Raw genomic sequence first — 15,723 nt, 5'->3', positions numbered from 1 at the left:
ATAAGGAAATCAGTCATTTTTCTGTGCAGGATTTTTACCGGAATCCAGATGTTTTTTACTCTGCTTTGAGTGCTTTGGGCTGGTCGATATCAATTCCTGACATCAGCCAGTCAAACTCCCGCCAGGAAAGGTTCCGGACTTCTGACTGCTTCCTGGGCCATTGATATCCACCCCGGACAGATAACCGTTTATAGATCAGGACAAAGCCATCCGGTTCACGGAACAGAGCTTTGATCCTGTCCCGTCTTCTTCCACAGAACAGGAAGAGCGCACTGGATGTCGGATCCATCTTAAGCTGGTCTTCGATAATGGCACAGAGACCATCGATGGATTTGCGCATGTCCGTATAGCCGCAGACAATGTAGATCTTTTCAAGGCCGGAGATATCACCTAACATGAGGTCTCCCGGATCAGGCTGTAGTGGTCAAGCATTTTTGTAACACTTTGTTCGAAAAATTCACCCGGCATATCTGGCTTCAAATGGTGTTTTCCAATCATTGTATGAATGAGGGCGGACATGATTATACCATACATACACATAGCGGTTTAGTGCTTCATCTAAGCTGGCTGCATCATAAAAATGATTGGGATATATCAATTCATTTTTTAGTGTATTATAGAAACGCTCCATCGGTGCGTTATCATAAGGACAGCCTGCCTTACTCATGCTTTGACAAATTCCCTTACTTTCACAATAATTGATAAAATCCCAAGATGTAAACTGGCAGCCTTGATCACTATGTAAAATCAATCCTTTTGCAGGCTTTTCTGTCAGCAGTGCTTTCTCTAAAGTTGCCTTTGCCAGTTCTGTATTGATATAGTCCGAATTTAAACTGGCAACTACACTGCGGTCATATAAGTCAAGAATAGAGCAGTTATAACGCATTTTTCCGTTCCCCATACGGATATAGGTAAAATCTGTACACCATATCCGGTTTGGTTTTGGGCAATGGAAATTCTGCTTTAAGAGGTTTGGGAAAATCTTATTTTTTATTCCATGGACATACGTCGGCTTTTTTCTCATAATCATTGCATGAAGCCCCAGGATTTGGTTCATATATTTATGAACGGTAGTTTTACTTAAAGAAATCCCCTGTCTTCTCAGAAAAATCATCATAGGTCTATGTCCTAAAATTTGGTTATTATTATAATAAATAGTTTTAATCTGTTCAAAAACCTGTTGCCGATGTTGCAGAAAGGATTTTTTTCGGTTTTTCCGGTAGTTATAATAAGCATTGGGATAAATATGGAAACGCTGGAATAACCAGCGCAGCCCAAAGAAATCCTTATTTTCATCAATAAATCGATAAGCCTCTAATCGATTTCCTTTGCAAAGAATGCCGCTGCTTTTTTTAAGAAAAGATTTTCCTTTTCCAGTTCGTGGATACGCTTCTGAAGTTCGTGAATTTCCTTTGCATTTTCTGAAAAAGAGGGAGAGGTTTGTGGCTTTGTAAACTGGCATTCTTCGCTGTATTTTTTCACCCATCCTACGAGGGTGGATTTTGCAACATGGTATTCTTTTGAAAGTTTTGGATAGCTGGTACCTTTTAAATATTCCTGTACCATCTGCTTTTTAAATTCTTCGCTGTACTTTTTTGTCATGGTGGGTTCTCCTTGTTCGTTTTATTCTATTTTATCCGAACGGAATGTTACAACTTTAGTATACCACAACAAATGCAATTTTCAGTAGTGGAGCAGATACAGAAGAGTTTTTCTATCGGCTGGGATTAAAAGATGGACTGAATCTGAAAAATACGGTAAAATCAGTATTAGAGATGATATCGTGAAATCGGAATTGTGCGCCCAGATAAGGGCGAGTAGTCTAGCAGGTGGAATGCCTGTCTGGTAAGGTCTAACCAACCGCCAGTAGCGAGTCTTGGGTGACTGTCAGTAATGGTAGTTGCTAAGCGTAGACAGCGAGAAAATAGAGAGTGTGATTGAGCCTCGAAATTTTGACATTTAGAAGGCTGACGTTCTAATTTCGACGGAAAGCAATACAAATCAATTCGAATTGGTGAGAAATGGTTTGCTTCTGCGGGGTCAAAGAGCACTTTATGTTTTACATTGTGATTATTCAGTCAACTGGGGAGAGCCTATTGTTTCTTGCCATTGCAAGTATGGCAAACAACTGCAAAACAGGAGAATGTCAAAAGAACAGTAGGCAGTCGGATAGCTTCATAGTACTGAAGAAGTTGGGTAATGCCAACGGAGGAAAGGGAGCTACATAATAATGGTCTTTCTGAGGACACATCAACCGTACTCAGGGACGGAGGTATTGATGGAAACGAAATTAGAAAGAATAGCAGAAATATCGGCAAATTCGCCGAGACCAGAGTTCACATCGTTGTATCATCTAATCAATAAAGAAATGCTTTTGCAATGTCACAAAGAATTAGACGGAAACAAAGCAGTCGGTGTTGATGAGATTACTAAGAAAGAGTACGGGAGAAATCTGGAGCAAAACATAGATGACTTGGTAGAAAGACTGAAAAGAAAATCATACAAACCACAGCCATCAATTAGGGTATATATCCCTAAAAGCAATTAAGAAAAAGAATGTTGGTCAAAATGTAATCATTGTTGGTGGAGGATTAACCGGTTGTGAAATCGCTTATGATTTATATTTGCAGGGGAAAAATCCAATCATCATCGAAATGAAAAAAGATCTTATTGCTGTCCCAGGGGTATTTCTCGCAAATAGCTCATACCTTCGTGACTTCTTCAAATTACATGAAGTTCCAGTTTATCTGGAAACAGCTGTGGATTCTATTACAGAAGAAGGTGTTATTATTAAACGTAAAGATGGCAGCAAAGAAGTTATTCAAGGTGATGATGTGATTATGTCTGTTGGTTATCTTCCATCACCACTTGAGAATAGTGGAAAGTTACCACTTGTTGGTGACTGCAAAAAGGTTGGAAATCTTCGTACGGTTATTTGGGGTGCGTGGGATGTTGCAATGAATTTTTAATTAACTGAAAACACAGAGAGCTTCTCAGTATTAGAAAACTGCTATGAGAAGCTCTCTGTGTTGTTGTAAAAGGGGTTGTTTTTAGATATAATGATTGTAGTGTTGCAGATGGGGGCAATAAAGATGAATAGAACAAAACATGAAATTATTGTAGCATTTTGGCAGTTGTTAGAGAAAAAGCCATATAATAAAATTACGGTACAAGATATTGTAGATCATTGCCATGTAAACAGAAATACATTTTATTATCATTTTCAAGATATTCCATCTCTTACGGAATGGTCAGTTGAAACATGGTCAGATGAGGTTATTAAGAATCAAGTAGTCTTTGAATCCTTAGAACACTGTATAATCTATATGGCAGAAGAATGTATGAAAAGGAAAAAAGCGTTATTACATCTGTATCGTTCTTCCAAAAAAGATTATTTTTTGGGATATCTAAATAAAGTAGGTAATCATGTTATCTGTACATATATAGAAAACAGAACCGGAAATATGTCGCTTATTGAAAATAAAGCAGAATGTTTGATAAGGTATTATAAATGTATATTAATAGGGATCATACTTGACTGGATGGAGAATGATGCATCATATGATCTTATTGAATTCTGCCAAGAATCTTGTGAACTGTTTTCCGGTTCTGGTGAAAAGGCATTACTTAAATGCATAATTCCTCAGGATAAGTGCTGATGCCCATTCCAAAAGCATTTGGCCCAGTGTGACAGGTGATGCTGAATGTTAATGGATCATATTGGAGAGGGGCATCAGCAAACACCTGTATTGCTGAAAGATACCATTCCTTGGCATCTTTCTCATCTGAAAAACTTCCTGTAATTCCAATTCTTAATTTTCTTCCCTGTGTCAAATAGTCAAGGCTTTTTTCTTTCATTATTTTGATAAGTTGTTTTTGACATTTCTTATTACCACGCATTTTAGCATAGGAATCAATTTTCTCCCCTTGAATAGTCAAAAGCGGTTTTATATTCAAAACAGATGCTATAGCGGCAGCACCTGGGGTGAGTCGTCCCCCTCGTTTTAAATATTCGATATCATCTACCCCAACAAAAATAATGGATTGAAAGGCATTTCTTTCTAAGATCTCCTTGATTGAAGCAGCAGAGAAGCCTTGATTTTTGAGTGCAACAGCATCCATGACCGCATGTCTTTGTGTGACTGAAATACGGTGTGCATCTACTACATATACGGCGCCGTTATAATCCTCAGAGAGCATACAGGCAGTTTGGTAAGAGCTGCTTAATCCGCTGGACATCGGAATGTAAATGATATCATCATATTTGCTTTCTAATAGTTTGTCCCACATTGTTTCCAAATCAGTGGGTGCAGGCTGTGAAGTTGTAACATGATCTTTATCCATTAAATGCTGTAAAAGTTCAGAATACGAAATATCCAATCCTTCATAGAATGAAATTTCATTTATTAGAATAGGCATAGGAATGATATGAATATTCAATGTCTCAGCTTCATCAACTGCTATACCACAGTTACTATCTGTTACAATGGCTGTTGCCATTTTCCTCATCTCCCTCTTTTATAATTTCTCTTTCACTATATTTTATAATAGTTGCTTATTATACTCCATAGTCAAATATTAGGCAGATATCCAAAAAATGAACAAAAGAAAAGAAACGTCCAATTTTTGGATAATCACCCCTATTTTGTCCATTGCCGAAATCTTCTGTTTCAATTAAATTAATGGATATACGGGAGGTGAGAAAAATTTGATACAACTAAAGGCAGCAAAAATGGGGTATATTTTAATTTCTATAGCTTTTTATATTTACGGGTTTTGCTGTATTATTTGTCCTGATGTGATGGAAAAAAATGGTAGATTAGCAGCGGGAATCCTTTTGATGGCATATGGAATTATAAAAATAATTGGATATTTTTCAAAAGATCTTTATTGCCTTGCTTTTCAATATGATTTTGCATGTGGTGTTTTTTTAATCGTGTTGGGAATGATTGTGCTTTGTATCAAAAATTATAAAGATGGTTATCTGTTGGCGGGATTAGGGATTTTTATTCTTCTTGATAGTCTTCTAGCTGTCCAGACATCGTTTGATGCAAAAAGATTTGGAATGACAGAGTGGAAATGGATTTTGCTATTATCAGTATTATCTGGAATCCTGGGCACAGTAACTTTGCTATGTAAGACAATGATTCTTGCCGGGAGTGCATTATTGGCAGAAGGTGGAACGAGACATTACATAGTTCATTGTACTGTTAAGACAGATTCGTAAATGTTATGGATAGTTTTATATACTAGAAATTCAAATGAATGGGAGGACAATAAAATGAATGCAGGAAACACATTAAAGAAACTGGGGATTGAAAAGACTTTTGATTATATTTATAAAGATCCAGACAAGCATATGCCGAAGATGATGGACTGGGCAGATAAGTTTGCAGATGGAGAATTCGTTACACAGAGACGGATGATCCGTGAAGCAATCACGAATCCAGAACATCCATATTACGAATATATTCGCCGTCTTTTCAAGGAAGTTGATCCCAATGTAACAAAGACGCTGGCAGTAAACTTCTTTATTAATTCGGCACTGGTTGGATGGAAAAAAGAAGAAGAATTGAGGGCAAAATATAACTGCAATATTCCATGGGCAATCCTTCTGGATCCGACATCTGCCTGCAATCTTCACTGTACCGGGTGCTGGGCCGCAGAGTATGGTCATAAATTAAATCTGACTTATGATGAAATTGATGACATTATTCGCCAAGGTAAAGAACTGGGTGTATATTTATATATCTATACAGGTGGAGAACCATTAGTACGTAAGAAAGACCTGATCCGTCTCTGCGAAAAGCATTCAGATTGTGTATTCCTCTGCTTCACTAATGCAACACTGATCGATGAAGAATTTGCAGATGAGATGCTTAGAGTTGGAAACTTTGTTCCAGCCATTTCTTTGGAAGGATTTGAAGAAGCTACGGATGGACGACGTGGCGATGGGGTTTACAAGAAAGTACGCAAGGCCATGGAACTTCTTCGAAGCAAAAAATTGGTATATGGTATTTCATGCTGTTACACCAGTATGAATTATGATTCTATTGCCTCAGAAGAATTTTATGATTCTTTGATTGAAATGGGGGCATATTTCGTATGGTATTTTCATTATATGCCGGTTGGAAATGATGCGGCGCCTGAATTGCTTCCAACACCAGAACAGCGTATGGGAGTTTACGAAAAAATCCGTAAGTATCGTGCGACAAAACCCTTGTTCGCAATGGATTTCCAGAACGATGCGGAATATGTCGGAGGATGTATCGCAGGCGGTCATCGTTACTTACATATCAATGCAAATGGAGATATCGACCCATGTGTATTTATCCACTATTCTGATTCAAATATCAGAGAAAAGTCATTGCTGGAAACACTTCGTTCTCCAATGATGATGGCTTATCATGATAATCAGCCATTCAATGACAATATGCTTCGTCCATGCCCAATGCTGGAAAATCCGGAAAAACTTCGTGCTATGGTTGAAAAAGCAGGGGCACATTCCACCGACTTGCAATCTCCAGAAACTGCAGATCATCTATGCTCAAAATGTGATCAGTATGCAAGAAACTGGCAGCCAGTTGCAGATAAACTCTGGAAAGAGAATAGAGCTAAACGTGAGCATAAGAAATAATTACAGCATTTCATTTACAACGGAAAGGTTTCTGTAAAAGAGGGGAAAGGAATATAATTTGTTGAATTAAATAGATTGTGTTTCTTTCCTTTTATATTATTAAATTTGCTAGTATTAATGTTGTTGAAGAAGATGAAGAAAATGAAAAACAAAAAAAGAATTGTTCCGATTGTAGCAATGGTAATTATGTGTATTGTATTTGCTATCATTGTAAGAAAATCAGGCGAACCATTATCGGTAGACACTATTTTGCGATACACTCCACAAAATAAAATATGTGCAGTGGGAATATTGCTTGTTTTTTTTGCTTTGAAAAGTTTGACGGTGGTTTTTCCACTTTCTATTTTGTATATTGCAAGTGGAATCTTATTTCAACCGATAATAGCTGTTTTAGTTAGTACAGCTGGATTTGTAATTACAATTACTATTCCTTATTGGATCGGCAGATATTCAGGAAAACGGACTATTCAGGAAATATGCAAAAAATATCCGAAAGCAGGACAGGTTGCTGAATATCAGGAACAGAATGTATCATTCGCCTGTTTCATAACAAGAATTGTGGGATTTCTTCCATGCGATATTGTAAGTGTGTATTTTGGAGCGTGTGGCACCGCATATTCGATGTTTCTTCTGGCAGGCATAGCTGGATCATTATTAAGTATTGTTACGACTACATTGCTTGGTGAAAAAATAAGTGATCCTTTTTCAATCGAGTTTTTGATAGTGCTTTTATGTAGAATCGCAGTTTCGATTAGTGCAGTCGTAATTAATTATCAATTAAATAAAAAGAAAAAATGAAAGGATAATTTTACAGCTCATATATTAGCTTTGTTTATTGCTGAATCATTTCAGATTGGATAAATTATTGATGCATTATGGCATTAGGAAAGGGCATAAATTGAAAAAGCTCATTACCGGTAAATTCCGTAGTTGGCATCCAAAACGAGTTGGGAGGAGAAAGAATGAAAGTATTGAAAAAAATTGAGACGGATATGTGGATTAATGTAATAATGATGTTTCTGATTGGGGTATTATTCATTGTTCGTCCACAGAATTCACTAGAAAGTGTAGCAATTATTGCAGGTATTATAATTTTCGTAAACGGCATTTTTGATTTGTTTTATGACATAAAGATTTGGACAGATTTTTATATAAGATATTCGCTTTTTGAGGGAATTATGAAATGTATTCTAGGAATTTTTATTGCTACTCATGCTGGAATCATTACAATACTTTTTTCTTATGTATTTAGGCGATGACGATTTTACCCCGTTCCGCAACATTATGAATGAATTTTACGCCCGTGATACCAGCCGGAAAATCCGCTCTGTGTTTAAGTCAAAAGGCATGAGCGGCAAGCACCTGACCGGCACTGTGATTTACGGCTACTTATGGGACGAAAAACGGGAGCATTGGCTGGTAGATGAGGAAGCCGCCGAAGTGGTACGCCGTATCTTCTCCCTCACGCTGGAGGGATATGGGCCTTATCAGATCGCCTGCAAATTATCCGCAGACCGGATTGAAATTCCTGTCGTACACCTTGCCCGTTTCAACGAGGGTGTGAACCGTTCAAAGCCGGTCAAAGACCCCTATGGATGAGGATCATCTACCATCGTGAATATTTTGAAAAAACGAGAGTATTTAGGGCACACCATCAATTTCAAGACCCGCAAGCACTTTAAGGACAAGAAAAGCCACTATGTTTCTGAGGTCGAATGGACAATCTTTGAGAATACCCATGAAGCCATTATCGACCAGCAGACCTTTGATCTGGTGCAGAAAATCCGCAGCAATGTACGGCGTTATCCAAACGGCTGGGGCGAAGCAGCTCCCCTCACAGGCTTGAGGGAAAGGACATTACGACGCTTCACGGATCACAGCTTGCAGACTTTCGCGGAAAAAAGCTGGGCTTTATCTTTCAGGACTTCAATCTACTGGATACTCTGACAGCCTACGAAAATATCTCTCTGGCCTTGTCTATCGCAGGAACCAAAGAAGGGACATAGCAATCCCGGCTTTTTTGGTGGATTCAATCATTATGACGATTAAGAAAGATAAAAGGCGGTATAGATATGGCAGATCAAAAGTTGATAGATGAAGTGGGAAAATACATAGACAAATATTATGAACCAGCGAAGGATGATATCAAGATGGATAAGGAAATGAAATCCATTTTTGATAGAATCACAAGCTTCAGGAAAAAGAGAGCTGAGAAAAAAGCATTGCAGGATCAGCAGATTTTGGAGAACAGTCAGACAGAAGAATCGGCACCGGAAGAATTTGATGTTTCGACGATGCAGAAGACGAAACTCAAAAAAGGAATGTCTTCTACAATGTCGGTAAACAGAAACATTGATAATCTGATGAATCAGCTGGAAGAAACATTTTCACAGAGATTACTTCGCATGATTGATGAGCGAGGTATGACAGATTCAGAAGCATATACAAAGGCGTATGTGGATCGTCGGCATTTTTCAAAAATCCGGAAAGACGTCAATTATGTTCCGAATAAAAAAACGGTACTGGCTTTTACAATTGCTTTTACACTATGGCACAAAAAGCATCCGAACTTTTAGAAAAAGAGTCTTCTACAGTTCTTGCAGATACAGGTTATTATAACGGAACGGAGATAAAAAACTGTGTTGATGCCGGGATGAATATCTTTATAAAAAAAGCTAAAGCGAATAATGCTACAAAGGATAATGAATTTCGCAAAGAAAAGTTTATATATAATGGTGAAACTGATGAATATACATGCCCGGCAGGAAATAGATTACGATTTTTTGAAAATACTTCGAAGAATGGCATGAAGTATCGCAAATATAAGTGTACAGACTGCAATTCATGCAAATATAAAAAAGACTGCACTACTTCTTCATCTGGAAGAACGATACAGCGTTGGGTACATGAAGATGTTCTTGAAATTGTGTATAATGAAACACTAAATAATAACGAGGTTTATAAACAGAGAAGATGTATCGTGGAGCATCCATTTGGGACTATAAAAAGAAGTCTCGGATATAGTTTCTTTCTTCGGTGCAGACAAGAGAATGTTGACGCAGAAGCTGCATCTATGTTTATCGCTTATAACTTTAAGCGATTATTAAGCATGTTTTCAACAGAAGAATTAGTAACGAAGTTTGAAAAAAGTGTGATGTAGCAGGGAGAGGAACACATGTAATTCATGTGAAAAACAAAGATAAAAATGGTATTAAAAAAATCGAAGATAAAAATACCGTACATCAGACTGAATTTTCGAATTGTTAGACAGTCTGACGCACGGTGGTGTGAGAGGTCGGGAAATTTATTTAAATTTCCCTCCTACTCGATTGCTTGACAGTCAATATTTATGGATTGGAACAGTGTGTTTCTCATAGGCTCATTTAGTAAAAAGGACTGAACCTCACTGGCTTTTGATAAACTTGCTGAACCATTTTGTCATAAGTATGTACTCCTTTCATCAGGCGCTGCTGCTTTTAGAAATTAATAAATCGCCTATTGCAAAGAATGCGATATGTCAAGCGATATTCATATACTTTTACATCCTGTCGGAAATATAAAGATAGATTAGACATTTTAATCCTAAATGCGATTATGGAAATGATAGAATAAATTGTTTTCTTTCTTGTCTGTTAAGTATTTATGACCTTTGTTATAATATATAAAATAGTTTCTGATAAAATGATGGATATAAAAGATAATTGGGGGCATCAATGATTAAAATAGAGAAAGTTTTTTCAATAAGAAAATGGGAAACAGTACAGGATTCTTTGGCAAAAACAACGGGTATGGCAATTTTGATGGTGGATTATAAGGGGAGACCGATTACAAAGCATAGTGGCTGCTGTGAGTTTTGTAAAAAAGTAAGATCAGACGAGGTTTTGAAAAAATACTGTGAAAAATGTGATTCCCGAGGCGGAGCGGAAGCAGTGAGAGAAAATAAAACATATATCTATAAGTGTTGCTTTGGAATGGTGGATGTGGCGATTCCTATCGTGTTTCAAGAGACATATTTAGGTGCTGTGATGATTGGTCAGGTAAGGACCGATTATAATGATTTAGAGCGGATTGCTTCTGTCCCGGAAAATAAAATAATCAAAGAAAAATTAGAAGCTTTAAAAGATGAATATGAGCAGGTTCGAAAATTAGATTTTGATAAGATAAAGACAGTTTCATATATGTTATATGATATTTGCAACTATATTGTAGAGAGGGAAAATCAAAATGTCACGGGTGTACACGAGGAAGGTTTCGTTCTTCATAAAGAGAATGAAGAAATGGTGAAAAAAAATAGAATTGTGGAAATGGCACAGAAATATATTGTGGAAAATTTAGAAAATAATGTTACCCTTTCAGAAACAGCAAACATCTGTCATGTAAGTGCAAGTCATTTAAGCAGGTTATTTATAAAAGAGACAGGAGAAGGATTTTCGGTATTTGTATCTAATGCAAAAATAGAAAAAGCAAAGGAATGGCTGGAAACAGAAGACTGGTCTGTGAGCGATATTGGTTACCGGTTGGGATTTAATGAGACGGGATACTTTATACGGGCATTTAAGAAAAAAGTGGGAATGACACCGGGAATCTATCGCAAACATAGAAAAAATATGCAGTAAAAAATGTGAAATTAATACAATTCATCATAAAAGTGCAATTTAAAAATGATAAATCAAAAAAGTAACAGCAAAATATACAAAAACAAGATTTGTAATCACACAGAAATTAGTGTAAATATATAATAAGATAATGCCATCAAATAAACGGAGAAAGAATGGAGGAATCGTTATGAGAAAGGCATTTATCTGTCCAACAAAATATGTACAGGGAGAAGATGAGATTTTAAATCTTGGTTATTTTGTGGAAACATTTGGAGATTCAGCACTTTTGATTGCTCACCCGGATGATGTAAAAAGGGTACAGGAAAAATTAAAACGTACTGCAGAAAAATTTAATATTCGTTTTGTGGAAAGTGGATTCTGTGGAGAATGTTCAAGAAGAGAAGTTGCTAGATTACAGGAACTGGCAAAAGAAAGTAAATGTACATGTACCATCGGTCTTGGTGGTGGAAAAGCTATTGATACAGCAAAGTGTGTAGCAGAAGGAGAAAATCTGATCGTAGTGCCTACCATTGCGGCTACAGATGCACCAACCAGTCATTCAGCAGTTTTATATACGCCGGAAGGTGCTTTTGATGATTATGCATATTTTAAACAGAGTCCAAGTGTGATTTTGATTGATACTACAGTAATTGCCCATGCGCCTGTTCGTTTTCTGGTATCAGGAATGGGAGATGCGTTATCTACATTTTTCGAAGCGCGTGCAAATGTACAGTCTTATTCAAAAGTCAATGCAGGACTTCCATGTGGATTCCGAGAAGGTGTATGTGGTGAAGCGAGGGGAACAAAGGCGGCATTTGCCTTAGCATCTCTTTGTTATGAATCTCTTTTAGAAGATGGATGGAAAGCAAAGATTGCATGTGAAAATCATGTAGTGACAGAATCATTGGAAAAGATAATTGAGACTAATATTTTACTTTCCGGGCTTGGATTTGAAAGCGGCGGCCTGGCAGCAGCGCACGCCATCCATGATGGGCTTACCATTTTGGAGGGAACGCATAAATATTTTCATGGCGAAAAAGTAGCCTTTGGTACCATTGCGCAGCTTACACTTGAAAATGCTCCTATGGAGGAGATAGAAGAAGTTCTTGATTTCTGCTTATCCATTGGACTTCCGGTCTGTCTGGAGGATATTGGCGTGGATCACATCACAGAAGAAGAACTGTATCAGGTGGCAGAAAAGGCTTGTATTCCAGAGGAATCTATCTATGCAATGCCGTTCCCGATTACTGTGGAAAAGGTTGCTGCAGCGATTACACTTGCAGATTCTATTGGAAAAGAATACAAAACGCTCAAATGTTAAGGGTGGGAGGCATGAAGTATGAAAAAAATCATTAACCGTCCGGAAACCGTTGTGACAGAAATGTGTAAAGGACTTGTCCTGACAAACCCTGATTTGGAATTTGTAAAAAAATACAAGGTCATTCGAAAAAAAAATCTTGATAAGAATAAGGTCAGCCTGATAAGCGGCGGAGGAAGCGGGCACGAACCGGCACACGCGGGATTTGTGGGAAAGGGAATGCTGGATGCGGCTGTTTGCGGAGATGTTTTTGCATCACCATCTCAGATTCAGGTGTATCAGGCAATTAAGGAAACTGCAGGTGATAAGGGTACACTTCTGATTATAAAGAACTACAGTGGCGATATGATGAACTTCAAAAATGCAGCGCATCTTGCAGAAGAAGATGGAATTCAAGTGGACTATGTAAAAGTAGATGACGACATTGCTGTAAAGGACAGCCTTTATACTGTTGGCAGACGAGGCGTTGCGGGTACAGTTCTGGTACATAAAATAGCAGGCGCTGCAGCAGAAAAAGGCGGTTCTTTGAAAGAGGTAAAAGCTGCTGCGGAAAATGCAATAAGTAATGTGCGCAGCATAGGATTTGCTTTGAGTTCTTGTACGGTTCCGGCAAAAGGAACTCCTACGTTTGAATTAAAAGAAAATGAGATGGAGTATGGTGTTGGCATTCACGGGGAACCGGGAATTCAGAGAGAAAATATTCCTTCGGCAGATGAGCTGGCGAAAAGAATGACAGATGCATTGGCGGAAGAATTAAATGTGACGCAAGGAGAAGAAGTGACGGTTCTGGTAAACGGGTTCGGAAGCACACCTCTTCAGGAATTGTATCTTTTCAATTATGCAGTCGCAAAGGTTCTTCATGAAAAAAATATACGCGTTTACAGAAGCTTTGCAGGAAATTATATGACAAGCATTGATATGCTTGGAGCCTCTTTAACTTTTATGAAAATGAATGCAGAATTAAAAGAGCTTTTAGATCAGGAATCGGAAGCACCAGCATTTTCTGTAAAGGGTCATGTTCCGGAAATTGTACTTGAGGAAGAAATACGTGAATGTAAAGAAGAGGATTTGACAGAAGAATCATATAAAGCTTGTGCAGAAGTAAGAAATGAAAAAATCACGCTGGAAAATATCGTTTATATGGTAGAAACCATGAGCCACTGCATTATCAAAAACGAGATTCCATTCTGTGAACTGGATTCTCACGCCGGTGATGGCGATTTTGGAATGAGTGTGGCAAAAGGATTTCGCCAGCTTAAAAAAGAATGGAAAGAACTTACAAAAGAGCATACATCCAGTATAGGAGAATTTCTCCAGGCATGTTCTATGGTGATCATGGAACATTGCGGCGGGGCATCTGGACCAATCTGGGGATCTGCATTCCGGGCAGCAGGAAAAAAGGCAGATGGAAAAACGGAGCTTACGATTTTTGAATTTGCAGATATGATGCAGGAAGCAGTAACGGGAATCCAGAAAACAGGAGAATATTCTTTTGGCAGAGGTGCAGTAGTGGGAGATAAAACACTGATTGATGCATTGGTTCCGTGTGCAGATACCTGGACGGCTTGCGCCGATAAAAAAGAAACCTTCGAACATGCTTTTACAAAGGCAGCACAGGCAGCGGTGCAAGGTGCGAAAGATACAGAAGCAATTGCTGCAAGAATGGGACGCGCAGGTACGGTTGGTGATAGAAGTATCGGATATCCGGATGCAGGAGCATATGCGCTTGGTGTGATATTTACAGATTTAAAGAATGCGCTTGTGTTTTGAATAAAATGGATGACTCTCGGAAAAAATGAGGAGTAAGTATAATGAAGGAAGTATATATACCATCCACAGACGGAAAAAATAAGCTGCATGTTGTCATTTGGGAACCGAATATTCAAGTCATAGGAGTAGTTCAAATTTCTCACGGAATGGTTGAATATATAAAACGCTATGATGAATTTGCAAGGTATTTAAATCAATATGGCATTCTTGTGGTTGGGAATGACCATCTCGGCCATGGAGAAACGGCAAAAACAGATGACGATTGGGGGTATTTTTGTTCAGATAATATGAGCGAAACAGTGGTTGAAGATTTATATAAAATAACCTGTTTTGCAAAGAAAAATTATCCGGATGTCCCTTACTTTTTGTTTGGACACAGTATGGGATCATTTATGGCAAGACGTTATATCATGACATATGGAAATGAATTGGATGGAGTGATTATTTCTGGAACAGGTAATCAGTCCGGAAGTGTGCTGAAAGCTGGTAAAATAATGGTATCGCTGACCAAATTATTTAAAGGAGATCGCTATAGATCCAGGATGTTGAAAAATATGTTTTTCAGCAAATTTAATGCTCGTATTCCAAACGTCAGGACATCAAATGATTGGCTGACAAAGGATGAAGCTATTGTGGATAAATATAACGCAGATAAGTATTGTACATATTCCTTTACGGTAAATGGATACCGTACCTTATTGGAGGTGCTGTCGTTCATACAGAATGAAAATAATATTGAAAAAATACCAAAAAATCTTCCGGTTTTTTTGATTGCAGGAGAGGAAGATCCGGTTGGTAATTATGGAAAAGCAGTTAAAAATGTTTATGAAATTTACGAACAAGCAGGGATTGAGGATATTTCGATAAAACTTTATAAAGATGACAGACATGAGTTGATTAATGAGACAGACAAAGAAGATATTTATGAAGATATTAGGGGTTGGATGGTTTGTCATTTGTAATTTACTCTATCTGTAAAAAGCACTGAATTTTTTGTTTTAAGAAAAATCAGTGCTTTTTTAATCATTTCTTTATTCCCGTGTTATAAATAACTCAAAATATAAATATTAATAAAAAAGCAAAAAGGTGAATTGAAAGTAAGCGCAAAATAATTCGACGGATTGTGTTGCCCTAAAAATGAATCCATAATAATCATTAGAAAATGCAAGCATTTCACTTCATCTTCTCTTGCTAGAAATGATAGATGCGAGCATTTTACTCTATCCGATTTATGGAGGTGTGCTCATGAGAAGCAAAAGAATACCTGCCAAAGAACAATACCGTCTCATCATGGAATGCCGTCAAAGTGGATTGACAGATCATCAATGGTGTGTGGAACACGACATCAAACCGGGAACTTTTTACAACTGGGTAAAAAGGCTGCGTCAGAAAGGTTGTGT

The 15,723-nt window shown here is 37.7% G+C and carries 17 protein-coding genes and 2 pseudogenes; 16 read left to right on the top strand and 3 right to left on the bottom strand.

Annotated features, from left to right (window positions below; genetic code table 11):
- Positions 1–55: 55 nt before the first annotated feature.
- Both tnpB and BQ7352_RS14255 read right to left on the bottom strand, forming a co-directional pair.
- On the bottom strand, positions 56–397 hold the full coding sequence (gene tnpB, locus BQ7352_RS02460) for an IS66 family insertion sequence element accessory protein TnpB (protein ID WP_072446690.1): 342 nt from the start codon (positions 395–397) through the stop codon (positions 56–58).
- A 60-nt stretch (positions 398–457) separates the two neighbouring features.
- Positions 458–1,602, bottom strand: a protein-coding gene (locus BQ7352_RS14255; protein WP_143143368.1) for an IS3 family transposase whose coding sequence is annotated in 2 segments (ribosomal slippage) — positions 458–1,362 and positions 1,362–1,602 — 1,146 coding nt in all. Because the reading frame shifts where the segments join, the coding sequence is not laid out codon by codon here.
- 676 nt (positions 1,603–2,278) lie between these two features.
- On the opposite strand from BQ7352_RS14255, the gene BQ7352_RS02445 reads away from it, so the two are divergent.
- The 3 genes from BQ7352_RS02445 (at position 2,279) to BQ7352_RS02435 (ending at position 3,659) form a co-directional block, all read left to right on the top strand.
- Complete coding sequence (locus tag BQ7352_RS02445) at positions 2,279–2,548, top strand: hypothetical protein (RefSeq protein ID WP_330390347.1); 270 nt, start codon at positions 2,279–2,281, stop codon at positions 2,546–2,548.
- A complete protein-coding gene (locus BQ7352_RS02440) occupies positions 2,529–2,969 on the top strand; it encodes an FAD-dependent oxidoreductase (protein ID WP_083429830.1) in 441 nt (146 codons plus the stop codon). Before BQ7352_RS02445 ends, BQ7352_RS02440 begins: the two co-directional genes overlap by 20 nt.
- Before the next feature lie 123 nt (positions 2,970–3,092).
- Complete coding sequence (locus BQ7352_RS02435; protein WP_072446869.1) at positions 3,093–3,659, top strand: TetR/AcrR family transcriptional regulator C-terminal domain-containing protein; 567 nt, start codon at positions 3,093–3,095, stop codon at positions 3,657–3,659.
- Here BQ7352_RS02435 and BQ7352_RS02430 read toward each other — a convergent pair.
- The gene (locus tag BQ7352_RS02430) at positions 3,628–4,500 is read right to left on the bottom strand and encodes a DegV family protein (RefSeq protein ID WP_242948501.1); all 873 of its coding nucleotides are present in this window, start codon (positions 4,498–4,500) and stop codon (positions 3,628–3,630) included. The two genes, BQ7352_RS02435 and BQ7352_RS02430, sit on opposite strands and share 32 nt — an antisense overlap.
- A gap of 208 nt (positions 4,501–4,708) precedes the next feature.
- On the opposite strand from BQ7352_RS02430, the gene BQ7352_RS02425 reads away from it, so the two are divergent.
- From BQ7352_RS02425 to tnpA, 13 genes and pseudogenes are all read left to right on the top strand, one after another.
- Positions 4,709–5,227, top strand: a complete 519-nt coding sequence (locus BQ7352_RS02425; protein ID WP_072446683.1) for a DUF308 domain-containing protein — start codon at positions 4,709–4,711, stop codon at positions 5,225–5,227.
- Positions 5,228–5,281: 54 nt separating this feature from the next.
- Complete coding sequence (locus BQ7352_RS02420) at positions 5,282–6,637, top strand: radical SAM/SPASM domain-containing protein (RefSeq protein ID WP_072446681.1); 1,356 nt, start codon at positions 5,282–5,284, stop codon at positions 6,635–6,637.
- Positions 6,638–6,778: 141 nt separating this feature from the next.
- Positions 6,779–7,435 (top strand): TVP38/TMEM64 family protein, encoded by a 657-nt coding sequence (locus tag BQ7352_RS02415; protein ID WP_242948500.1) that lies wholly within the window; start codon positions 6,779–6,781, stop codon positions 7,433–7,435.
- Positions 7,436–7,599: 164 nt separating this feature from the next.
- Complete coding sequence (locus tag BQ7352_RS02410) at positions 7,600–7,896, top strand: DUF308 domain-containing protein (protein ID WP_072446676.1); 297 nt, start codon at positions 7,600–7,602, stop codon at positions 7,894–7,896.
- Positions 7,889–8,482, top strand: a pseudogene (locus BQ7352_RS02405) (recombinase family protein); the annotation flags it as partial. The gene BQ7352_RS02410 and the pseudogene BQ7352_RS02405, both read left to right, overlap by 8 nt.
- Positions 8,479–8,631 (top strand): annotated as a pseudogene (locus BQ7352_RS14710) (ABC transporter ATP-binding protein); the annotation flags it as partial. The pseudogenes BQ7352_RS02405 and BQ7352_RS14710, both read left to right, overlap by 4 nt.
- A gap of 78 nt (positions 8,632–8,709) precedes the next feature.
- Positions 8,710–9,213 carry a hypothetical protein gene (locus BQ7352_RS02395; RefSeq protein WP_072446674.1) on the top strand — a complete coding sequence of 168 codons (504 nt, stop codon included), beginning with the start codon at positions 8,710–8,712 and terminating at the stop codon, positions 9,211–9,213.
- A complete protein-coding gene (locus tag BQ7352_RS02390) occupies positions 9,186–9,797 on the top strand; it encodes a transposase (RefSeq protein WP_242948499.1) in 612 nt (203 codons plus the stop codon). Before BQ7352_RS02395 ends, BQ7352_RS02390 begins: the two co-directional genes overlap by 28 nt.
- 553 nt (positions 9,798–10,350) lie before the next feature.
- The gene (locus BQ7352_RS02385) at positions 10,351–11,253 is read left to right on the top strand and encodes a PocR ligand-binding domain-containing protein (RefSeq protein ID WP_072446672.1); all 903 of its coding nucleotides are present in this window, start codon (positions 10,351–10,353) and stop codon (positions 11,251–11,253) included.
- A gap of 169 nt (positions 11,254–11,422) precedes the next feature.
- Positions 11,423–12,556, top strand: coding sequence for a glycerol dehydrogenase (locus BQ7352_RS02380; RefSeq protein WP_072446670.1), 1,134 nt, complete (start codon positions 11,423–11,425; stop codon positions 12,554–12,556).
- Between the two features lie 18 nt (positions 12,557–12,574).
- Complete coding sequence (gene dhaK, locus BQ7352_RS02375) at positions 12,575–14,323, top strand: dihydroxyacetone kinase subunit DhaK (protein ID WP_072446668.1); 1,749 nt, start codon at positions 12,575–12,577, stop codon at positions 14,321–14,323.
- Positions 14,324–14,364: 41 nt separating this feature from the next.
- Positions 14,365–15,285, top strand: a complete 921-nt coding sequence (locus BQ7352_RS02370; protein WP_072446666.1) for an alpha/beta fold hydrolase — start codon at positions 14,365–14,367, stop codon at positions 15,283–15,285.
- A gap of 283 nt (positions 15,286–15,568) precedes the next feature.
- Positions 15,569–15,723 (top strand): IS66 family insertion sequence element accessory protein TnpA (gene tnpA / locus BQ7352_RS15125; protein WP_200791359.1); only part of this gene is annotated, 155 nt, incomplete at its 3' end.

The sequence above is a fragment of the Blautia sp. Marseille-P3201T genome (assembly GCF_900120295.1).
Lineage (GTDB): Bacteria > Bacillota > Clostridia > Lachnospirales > Lachnospiraceae > Blautia.
The sequence above is the reverse complement of the archived record's forward strand: the minus strand, read 5'-3'. Positions and strand labels throughout refer to the sequence as shown.

Bases quoted from the DNA above. Each gene is read 5' to 3' on its own strand.
- BQ7352_RS02420 (WP_072446681.1), top strand. From the start codon at position 5,282: ATGAATGCAGGAAACACATTAAAGAAACTGGGGATTGAAAAGACTTTT.
- BQ7352_RS02380 (WP_072446670.1), top strand. From the start codon at position 11,423: ATGAGAAAGGCATTTATCTGTCCAACAAAATATGTACAGGGAGAAGAT.
- BQ7352_RS02410 (WP_072446676.1), top strand. From the start codon at position 7,600: ATGAAAGTATTGAAAAAAATTGAGACGGATATGTGGATTAATGTAATA.
- BQ7352_RS02385 (WP_072446672.1), top strand. From the start codon at position 10,351: ATGATTAAAATAGAGAAAGTTTTTTCAATAAGAAAATGGGAAACAGTA.
- BQ7352_RS02415 (WP_242948500.1), top strand. From the start codon at position 6,779: ATGAAAAACAAAAAAAGAATTGTTCCGATTGTAGCAATGGTAATTATG.
- tnpB (WP_072446690.1), bottom strand. From the start codon at position 397: ATGTTAGGTGATATCTCCGGCCTTGAAAAGATCTACATTGTCTGCGGC.
- BQ7352_RS02395 (WP_072446674.1), top strand. From the start codon at position 8,710: ATGGCAGATCAAAAGTTGATAGATGAAGTGGGAAAATACATAGACAAA.
- BQ7352_RS02430 (WP_242948501.1), bottom strand. From the start codon at position 4,500: ATGGCAACAGCCATTGTAACAGATAGTAACTGTGGTATAGCAGTTGAT.
- BQ7352_RS02370 (WP_072446666.1), top strand. From the start codon at position 14,365: ATGAAGGAAGTATATATACCATCCACAGACGGAAAAAATAAGCTGCAT.
- dhaK (WP_072446668.1), top strand. From the start codon at position 12,575: ATGAAAAAAATCATTAACCGTCCGGAAACCGTTGTGACAGAAATGTGT.
- BQ7352_RS02435 (WP_072446869.1), top strand. From the start codon at position 3,093: ATGAATAGAACAAAACATGAAATTATTGTAGCATTTTGGCAGTTGTTA.
- BQ7352_RS02445 (WP_330390347.1), top strand. From the start codon at position 2,279: ATGGAAACGAAATTAGAAAGAATAGCAGAAATATCGGCAAATTCGCCG.
- BQ7352_RS02390 (WP_242948499.1), top strand. From the start codon at position 9,186: ATGGCACAAAAAGCATCCGAACTTTTAGAAAAAGAGTCTTCTACAGTT.